This window comes from Bacillus sp. DWP3-1 (assembly GCF_049896565.1).
Taxonomy (GTDB): Bacteria; Bacillota; Bacilli; order Bacillales; family Bacillaceae; genus Bacillus.
Genome location: NZ_JAFCUN010000006.1, coordinates 286,587 through 294,698, shown reverse-complemented (window position 1 = coordinate 294,698; position 8,112 = coordinate 286,587). Strand labels below are relative to the sequence as shown.

Below are 8,112 nucleotides of genomic sequence, written 5' to 3'. Positions count from 1 at the left end.
CTCGACTTGCATGTATTAGGCACGCCGCCAGCGTTCGTCCTGAGCCAGGATCAAACTCTCCGAAAAAGTACAAAACCGAAGTTTTGTTTTTCGCCAGTTTGACTGACTACCTATGATGTATCATAGGATTTTTTTATAAAAACTCGAATTAACAGGTACGTTTTGTCTTGTTTAGTTTTCAAAGAACTTGTGTGCCACTCTCTTAAAGCGACCACTTAAATATATCATGTATCTCTATCAACAGTCAACATTTTTCTTAAAAAACATTTTGTTTTTTTAAGAAGTTTTTACTGAGAATGAGATAAAAAATAGAGCCTCTTTTTGCTCCTTTGAAAGATTAACACATATCTATGAAAAAAGCATTATAAATTTCAAAAAAAATGATGTTTTTTCAAAAAAAAATAAAGCCGGTGAAGAACCGGCTTCATTTTACTCAGGTTGCTCTTGATCTGACTCTATATTTTCTACGTTCTCTTCACTAATCTCTTCATCGTCTTCTTGTGATTGTTCAACTAATGCCACTGTAGCGACATGTTCCTCATCACCGAGGCGGATTAGGCGGACACCTTGAGTGACTCGACCTGTTGTCGAAATGTCAGAAACGGCCATACGAATGATTACACCGCTTCCTGTAATAATCATCAAGTCTTCTTCGGCTTCAGCATTAGTTGCCTTCACTGTGACAAGCGGACCATTGTTATCAGTGATTTTGCACGTTTTAAGACCTTTACCTCCACGACTTTGAACACGGTATTCTTTTTCAGGGGTTAGTTTGCCATATCCTTTTTCAGTTACAATCAATACGTTTGCATCTGGCTCAAGGATTTCCATACCCACGACAATGTCATCTTCGGAAAGTGTGATACCTTTCACTCCAGCTGCCGTACGTCCCATTTCACGAACATCTGTCTCGTCAAAACGGATCAGCATCCCCTTTTTCGTTCCAATGATGATTTGTTTTTCTCCATTGGTTAAACGAACAGCCATCAGTTCATCTTCGTCACGAAGGCTGAGTGCAATAAGACCGTTGTTTCGAATGTTAGCAAACTGAGACAATGTCGTCCGTTTTGATACACCGTGTCTTGTTGTAAAGAAGAGATACGAATTTTCATCAAATTCGCTTACTGGAATAATGGCGTTAATCCATTCTCCCTTTTCTACTTCAAGAAGGTTAATGATCGGAATCCCTTTCGCTGTCCGTCCGAATTCAGGAATCTCATACCCTTTCGCACGATAAACCTTCCCTTTATTAGAGAAGAAAAGAATCGTATCGTGGGTCGATGTTGAAATCAACTGTTCAACGAAATCATCTTCGTTGGTTCCCATTCCTTGGACACCTTTACCGCCTCTTTTTTGACTGCGGTATGTTGATGCAGGGAGACGCTTGATATAACCATTATGCGTCAGCGTAATCACGATGTTCTCAACAGGAATCAAATCTTCGTCTTCAATTGTTTCAATACCCGCTGTCACAATTTCAGTCCGACGCGTATCATTGAAGCGTTCTTTAATTTCTGTTAATTCTTCTCTAATGATTTCAAGTACTTTCTCATTGTCTGCTAAAATGGCTTTTAATTCAGCAATCAAATCAACAAGTCCTTTATATTCATCTTCTATCTTTTCTCGTTCTAGGCCAGTCAAACGCTGAAGTCGCATATCAAGAATGGCCTGTGCCTGTTTTTCAGACAAGCTATAGTTTTCCATCAAACCATTTCTAGCAATTTCCGCAGTTTGAGAGCCTCTAATTAAAGCAATGACTTCATCTAAGTGATCAAGTGCAATTCTGAGGCCTTCTAAAATGTGTGCTCTTGCTTCTGCTTTACGCAGCTCATACGCCGTTCTTCTGCGAATGATCACTTTTTGATGCTCTAGATAATACTCAAGACATTGTTTGAGGGACAAGACTTTCGGCTGTCCATCAACAAGTGCTAATAAGTTGATACCAAATGACGTTTGAAGTGTCGTTTGTTTATAAAGATTGTTTAATAGAACATGGACGTTTGCGTCTCTTCGCAGTTCAATGACAATACGCATACCATTACGATCTGATTCATCACGCAAATCTGTAATGCCATCAATCTTTTTATCACGCACAAGATCAGCAATTTTTTCAATCAAACGGGCTTTGTTGACTTGGTACGGGATCTCATTGATAACAATGCGCTGTTTACCGCTAGATGTTTCCTCAATATTCGATTTTGCTCTTAATGTAATAGAGCCGCGCCCTGTTTCATACGCCTTTCGAATACCACTTCGGCCAATGATTTGACCTGCTGTTGGGAAATCTGGCCCTGGGATGATATCCATAAGCTCCTGTGTTGTCATTTCCGGGTTTTGACTGATGGCCAATACCCCGTCAATCACTTCACCTAATTGGTGCGGCGGAATATTGGTCGCCATTCCTACAGCAATTCCTGTCGCTCCGTTGACCAATAAGTTCGGGAATCTTGCAGGCATCACCATTGGCTCTCTTTCACTGCCGTCATAGTTATCTTGATAATCAATGGTGTCCTTTGTGATATCACGGAGGATTTCCATAGAAATCTTCGATAGACGCGCCTCGGTATAACGCATCGCCGCTGCTCCGTCTCCATCGACTGAACCAAAGTTTCCATGACCATCAACTAACATATAACGATAGTTGAAGTCTTGCGCCATACGAACCATTGCTTCGTATACAGCGCTGTCACCGTGAGGGTGATACTTACCGATAACTTCCCCAACGATACGTGCAGATTTCTTAAATGGTTTATCACTTGTCATACCTAGGTCATTCATCGCATACAAAATTCTTCGATGCACGGGCTTTAATCCGTCTCGCACATCTGGTAATGCACGCGACACAATCACACTCATTGCATAATCTAAAAAGGACGTACGCATTTCTTGACTAATATTCACTTCGCGTACATTTGGTGTATGTTGTTCACTCACTATAAGAACCTCCCTTTACGTATCACATGAAATAAATTATGTGGGAGTAAAATATGTATTTATCTTCACAAGACTATTCTCCATTATATCAATAATCTCGTCTTTATACACATTTATTTACTAGAAAATCAACGAAAACACGGAAAAACAGGACATTGGTTATACGCCCCTATTTCTTGAAAAACAACCTTATTCCAAACAAGAAATAAGGTTGTTCTCAGTAGGGATCTATCTAAATATCGAGGTTTTTCACGTATTGCGCGTTTTCTTCGATAAAGTTTCTTCTCGGCTCTACTTTATCTCCCATGAGCATTTCAAATGTCTCATCAGCATCGATCGCATCCTCAAGTGTGACTTGAAGAAGTGTTCTCGCATCAGGATCCATTGTTGTTTCCCAAAGCTGAGTAGCATTCATCTCTCCAAGACCTTTATAACGCTGAAGTCCAGGTTTTGGTGTTTGAGGAAGTGATTTTAACAGCTCATCTAGCTGTTTGTCGTTATACACGTACTCAACACGTTTTCCTTGCTGCACTTTATATAAAGGCGGCTGTGCAATATACACATAACCGTTTTCAATAATTTCACGCATGTAGCGATAGAAGAATGTTAAAAGCAGCGTTCGAATGTGCGCTCCATCCACATCGGCATCCGTCATGATCACAACTTTGTGATAGCGAGCTTTCTCTAAAGTGAAGTCTTCTCCGATTCCAGTTCCTAATGCTGTAATCATTGAACGAACCTCGTTGTTCGATAGAATTTTATCTAGTCGCGCTTTTTCAACGTTTAGGATCTTCCCTCTTAACGGTAAGATCGCTTGGAAGTGACGATCACGGCCTTGTTTAGCAGATCCGCCCGCAGAATCTCCCTCTACGATATAGAGTTCAGAGATGGAAGGGTCTTTAGAAGAACAGTCCGCCAGTTTCCCCGGTAAGCTGGAGACTTCCAGTGCACTTTTACGTCTTGTCAGCTCACGTGCCTTTTTGGCAGCCATTCTCGCACGAGCTGCCATCACACCTTTCTCCACAATTTTCTTTGCAGCATCAGGATTCTCTAAGAGGAATTTCTCAAGTGCTTCAGAGAAAAGGGAGTCGGTAATGGTTCTTGCTTCTGAGTTCCCAAGCTTTGTCTTCGTTTGTCCTTCGAATTGAGGATCTGGATGTTTGATGGAGATAATGGCTGTTAAGCCTTCTCGCACATCTTCACCGCTCAAATTCGAGTCTCCATCTTTGAATACGCCATTTTTACGAGCATAATCATTGATAACACGCGTCAAACCTGTTTTAAAGCCTGCTTCGTGCGTTCCGCCTTCATACGTGTTGATATTGTTGGCGAAGGAATAGATGTTGCTTGAATAGGAATCGTTATATTGTAATGCCACTTCAATCGTGATTCCGTCTTTTTCACCTTCGATGTAAACGGGTTCTTCATGAACGACTTCTTTTGAGCGATTTAAATGTTCTACATAGCTCTTAATACCGCCTTCATAGCAGTATTCATTTCGTCGTTCTTTACCTTCACGTAAATCTTCAATAATGATGTTTACACCTTTTGTTAAGAAAGCTAACTCACGTACACGGTTGGCAAGTGTGTCGTAATCAAATTCAATGGTTTCAGTAAAAATTTCTGGATCTGGCACAAAATGAGTGGTTGTCCCTGTAACATCTGTTTCACCAATGATCTCTAAATCTCCAGCTGGAACACCGCGTTTGAATTGTTGATAATGAATTTTCCCGTCACGATATACGGTCACGTCTAAGGTCGTAGATAACGCATTAACAACAGATGCCCCTACGCCATGCAGACCGCCAGATACTTTATAACCGCTGCCGTCAAATTTACCGCCAGCGTGAAGAACAGTCATAATGACCTCTACAGCAGGACGTCCCATTTTCTCATGAATCCCAACCGGAATCCCGCGGCCATTATCTTTCACTGTAATGCTATTATCCTTTTCAATTTGCACCGTAATATCTGTGCAATATCCAGCTAAAGCCTCATCAATACTGTTGTCGACAATTTCCCATACAAGATGGTGAAGTCCTTTTGCACTGGTTGACCCGATGTACATTCCTGGACGTTTTCTAACAGCTTCTAGTCCTTCGAGCACCTGTATCTGATTTTCATCATAACTATTATGTTGCTGTTCCATTGCCACGTACATTCACCTACACTTTTCTTAAACGATATATTTATATGAATTGAGCTTTTAGACTTCAATTTCAATCACAAATGAAGCACGTTTTTTGAGCGTGCTTGAGGAAAGAGGAGAGTAATAAACAGATTCAGTTGTGACGACGATGGATTTGGGTGTTCCTTGTGATAACGAAATGATTTGTTCTTCTTGTTTTTGGAGAAACTCTTCTACAACAGAAGACGACCTCATTTTGTAATCAACAATTGCGACAATCTCTCGTGTAGAAACAACACAATCATCACCTAAATGAATATACAAGACTCACACCTCATTTATCAGTCAATTACTTTTCCACTGGCTACTCTGAAAATTTCCGCTTCTTTCAAGGTGGCGTGATCGATGCCTTCAACACTTGTTGTGGTGACGAAGGTCTGTACACGTCCCTGAATGGTATGGAGCAAATGAGACTGTCTGTAATCATCAAGTTCAGATAAAACATCATCGAGTAGAAGAATGGGATATTCTCCGATTTCTTCATGTATCAGGTCGATTTCTGCCAGCTTTAGTGAAAGAGCTGTTGTTCTTTGCTGCCCTTGAGAGCCATATGTCTGAACATCCCGACCATTCACAAAGAAAAGAAGGTCATCTCTGTGAGGTCCCCACAGTGTCACTCCTCGGTCTATTTCTCTGTCTCTTAGTTTCTGAAACGATTCTTCATAGCTATTCTTTATTTTCGACAAGTCTGACGCTTCTGATACCTCTATCGAAGTCTGGTATTGGAGCGTGAGTGTTTCTAGCTCTCTAGAAATGCCAAAATGCAGCGGCTGCGCCCATTTCTCGAGCTGTTTCGTAAAAGTCAGTCGTCTTTTGACAACTTTCACTGCCGCATCAATCAACTGCTCTGTTAAAACCTCCAGCATCGCTTGATCCGTTTGCTTTCTTGTCTGCAATTGTTTCAAGTAATGATTCCGCTGAGAGAGGATTTTTTGATAGAGCGATAAATCATGCAAATAGACAGCAGAAACTTGTCCAATCTCCATATCGAGGAATCTTCTGCGGATTTGCGGGCTGCCCTTCACAAGACTTAAGTCCTCTGGTGCAAACATGATGGTGTTTAACGCACCAACATAATGACTGAGCTTCTGTTGTTCAATGTGATTGACCTTGCCCTTTTTCCCTTTTTTTGAGATCACGAGCTGCATTGGGAGTGGACCATTTTTTTTGATGACTCTACCTTCTATTTTAGCATAGTCTTGGTCCCATCGGATAAGTTCTTTATCATTTGACGTACGATGCGACTTTGCCATCGACAATACATAGATCGCTTCCATCAAGTTCGTTTTACCTTGGGCATTCTCACCGATCATGACATTCACCTTGTTGTCGAATTGAAGCTCAGTGTGTTCATAGTTTCTGTATGAAGTTAACGCCAGACTTTGAATGTACATGTATTGTCACCCGTTTCTAATTCACAACTTGAAATGTGCCATAACCTTCTATCTCGACAACATCTCCTGGGTATAGTTTGCGTCCCCGTCTATTATCTGGCTCTTGATTAATGAACACCTCATGTTCACTTAAAAACCATTTCGCCATTCCGCCAGATTGGATGACTTCGGCTAATTTCAAAAACTGCCCTAATGTAATCATTTCTTTCTCAATGGTTATAAGATTAGGCATTATATCGACCTCTTTCAATATCACTAATATCTAATTGTACTAAAAAACAAGACAAGAAGGAAAGGGGGAAAGCGAACTAGGATGAAAGAAAGCATGGTAAACGAGAAGAAAAGCTGCTGTGCACTCACACAGCAGCTAATTTAGATTGGATTAATATGTTCTGACTGGGAGAATCAACTGCAAGATTGAATCATCATTTGGCGTGCGCAACAGGAACGGTCTCATGGCACCAGTGAAGCTTACATGAATTTCTGTTCCCTCTAATACTTTTAACGCATCCAGCATATATTTTGGACTGAAGGAGATTTTGAGGTCCTCCCCTTTAATGTCATCTGCTTGAACCGTTTCGACTACTTTACCGATTTCAGGTGAATTAGAAGAAATCTCAAGGCTTTGTTCAGGATCAGCCGACAGCTTTACGACATTATTGCGTCCTTCTCTTGCCAAAAGTGATGCACGGTCAATGGCTTGAAGGAATTCCTTCGTGTTGACCACGACATCCGTTTTACTTTCCTGCGGGATCAGGCGAGCTGTATCTGGATAATTACCATCCAGCAATCTTGAGAAGAATAACACGTTTTGTGCTTTAAAGAGAACTTGCGTTTCTGTAATCACGATGCTCACAAGATCTTGTCCGTCATCAAGGATTCTACTTAGCTCTGTTAAACTCTTCCCTGGAATTACGACATTGTATGAGCTTTCCTCGTCAATATCCAACTTCGCTTTTCTTAAAGCAAGACGGTGGCTATCCGTCGCCGTGCATATTAATTCACCTTTCTCTACCTTCCAGTTTACACCTGTCAAGATAGGTCGTGTTTCTGAGGTGGACACTGCAAAAACGGTTTGACGAATTAAGTTTTTAAGCAAATCTGTCGGGACTTGAAATGCATGATGCTCTTCAATTTGCGGCAGATGCGGATATTCCTCAGCATCTAAGCCGTTTAAGTTAAATTCCGCTGAACCAGAACGGATGATCGTGAGGTGATTTTGTTCTACTTCAATTTCGACAGTAGCCATTGGCAGTTTCTTCACAATTTCACTAAAGAAGCGGGCCTGAAGCACAATACTCCCTGGACGGTCAATCGTGATTACTTCTAAATCTCCATCTCTTTGAGGAATAAAGGATTCAATTGAGATATCAGAGTCGCTTCCTGTGAGAGAAACCCCCTCATCAGATGCAACAATTTTAATCCCTGTCAAAATAGGTATCGTTGTTCTAGAGGATACGGCCTTTAATACATCTTGGACACTTTCGACAAGGCGATCTTTTTGAATCGTGAATTTCATAGTGGTCCTCCTAAATTTTCTTAATGACATGTATATATATTTTATTAATAAAATCGTAGAAGTAATAGTAGGGCTTG

At 41.0% G+C, this 8,112-nt stretch carries 6 protein-coding genes and 1 rRNA gene; all 7 read right to left on the bottom strand.

Translation table 11 applies throughout. From position 1 onward, the window contains the following. Positions 1-66 (bottom strand): 16S ribosomal RNA (locus tag ACP7A0_RS14940); the annotation flags it as partial. A gap of 363 nt (positions 67-429) precedes the next feature. Further along, positions 430-2,934, bottom strand: coding sequence for a DNA gyrase subunit A (gyrA, locus tag ACP7A0_RS14935; RefSeq protein WP_060597709.1), 2,505 nt, complete (start codon positions 2,932-2,934; stop codon positions 430-432). 232 nt (positions 2,935-3,166) lie between these two features. Continuing rightward, entirely contained in the window at positions 3,167-5,083 is a 1,917-nt protein-coding gene (gyrB, locus tag ACP7A0_RS14930) for a DNA topoisomerase (ATP-hydrolyzing) subunit B (RefSeq protein WP_060597746.1), read from the bottom strand. Positions 5,084-5,140: 57 nt separating this feature from the next. Next, positions 5,141-5,386, bottom strand: coding sequence for an extracellular matrix regulator RemB (gene remB / locus ACP7A0_RS14925; protein WP_008360920.1), 246 nt, complete (start codon positions 5,384-5,386; stop codon positions 5,141-5,143). Positions 5,387-5,403: 17 nt separating this feature from the next. Then, on the bottom strand, positions 5,404-6,516 hold the full coding sequence (gene recF, locus ACP7A0_RS14920; RefSeq protein ID WP_106038840.1) for a DNA replication/repair protein RecF: 1,113 nt from the start codon (positions 6,514-6,516) through the stop codon (positions 5,404-5,406). Between the two features lie 16 nt (positions 6,517-6,532). Beyond that, the gene (gene yaaA, locus ACP7A0_RS14915) at positions 6,533-6,748 is read right to left on the bottom strand and encodes a S4 domain-containing protein YaaA (protein WP_003215257.1); all 216 of its coding nucleotides are present in this window, start codon (positions 6,746-6,748) and stop codon (positions 6,533-6,535) included. 150 nt (positions 6,749-6,898) lie between these two features. After that, positions 6,899-8,035 carry a DNA polymerase III subunit beta gene (dnaN, locus tag ACP7A0_RS14910; RefSeq protein ID WP_034660670.1) on the bottom strand — a complete coding sequence of 379 codons (1,137 nt, stop codon included), beginning with the start codon at positions 8,033-8,035 and terminating at the stop codon, positions 6,899-6,901. Between the last annotated feature and the right edge of the window lie 77 nt (positions 8,036-8,112).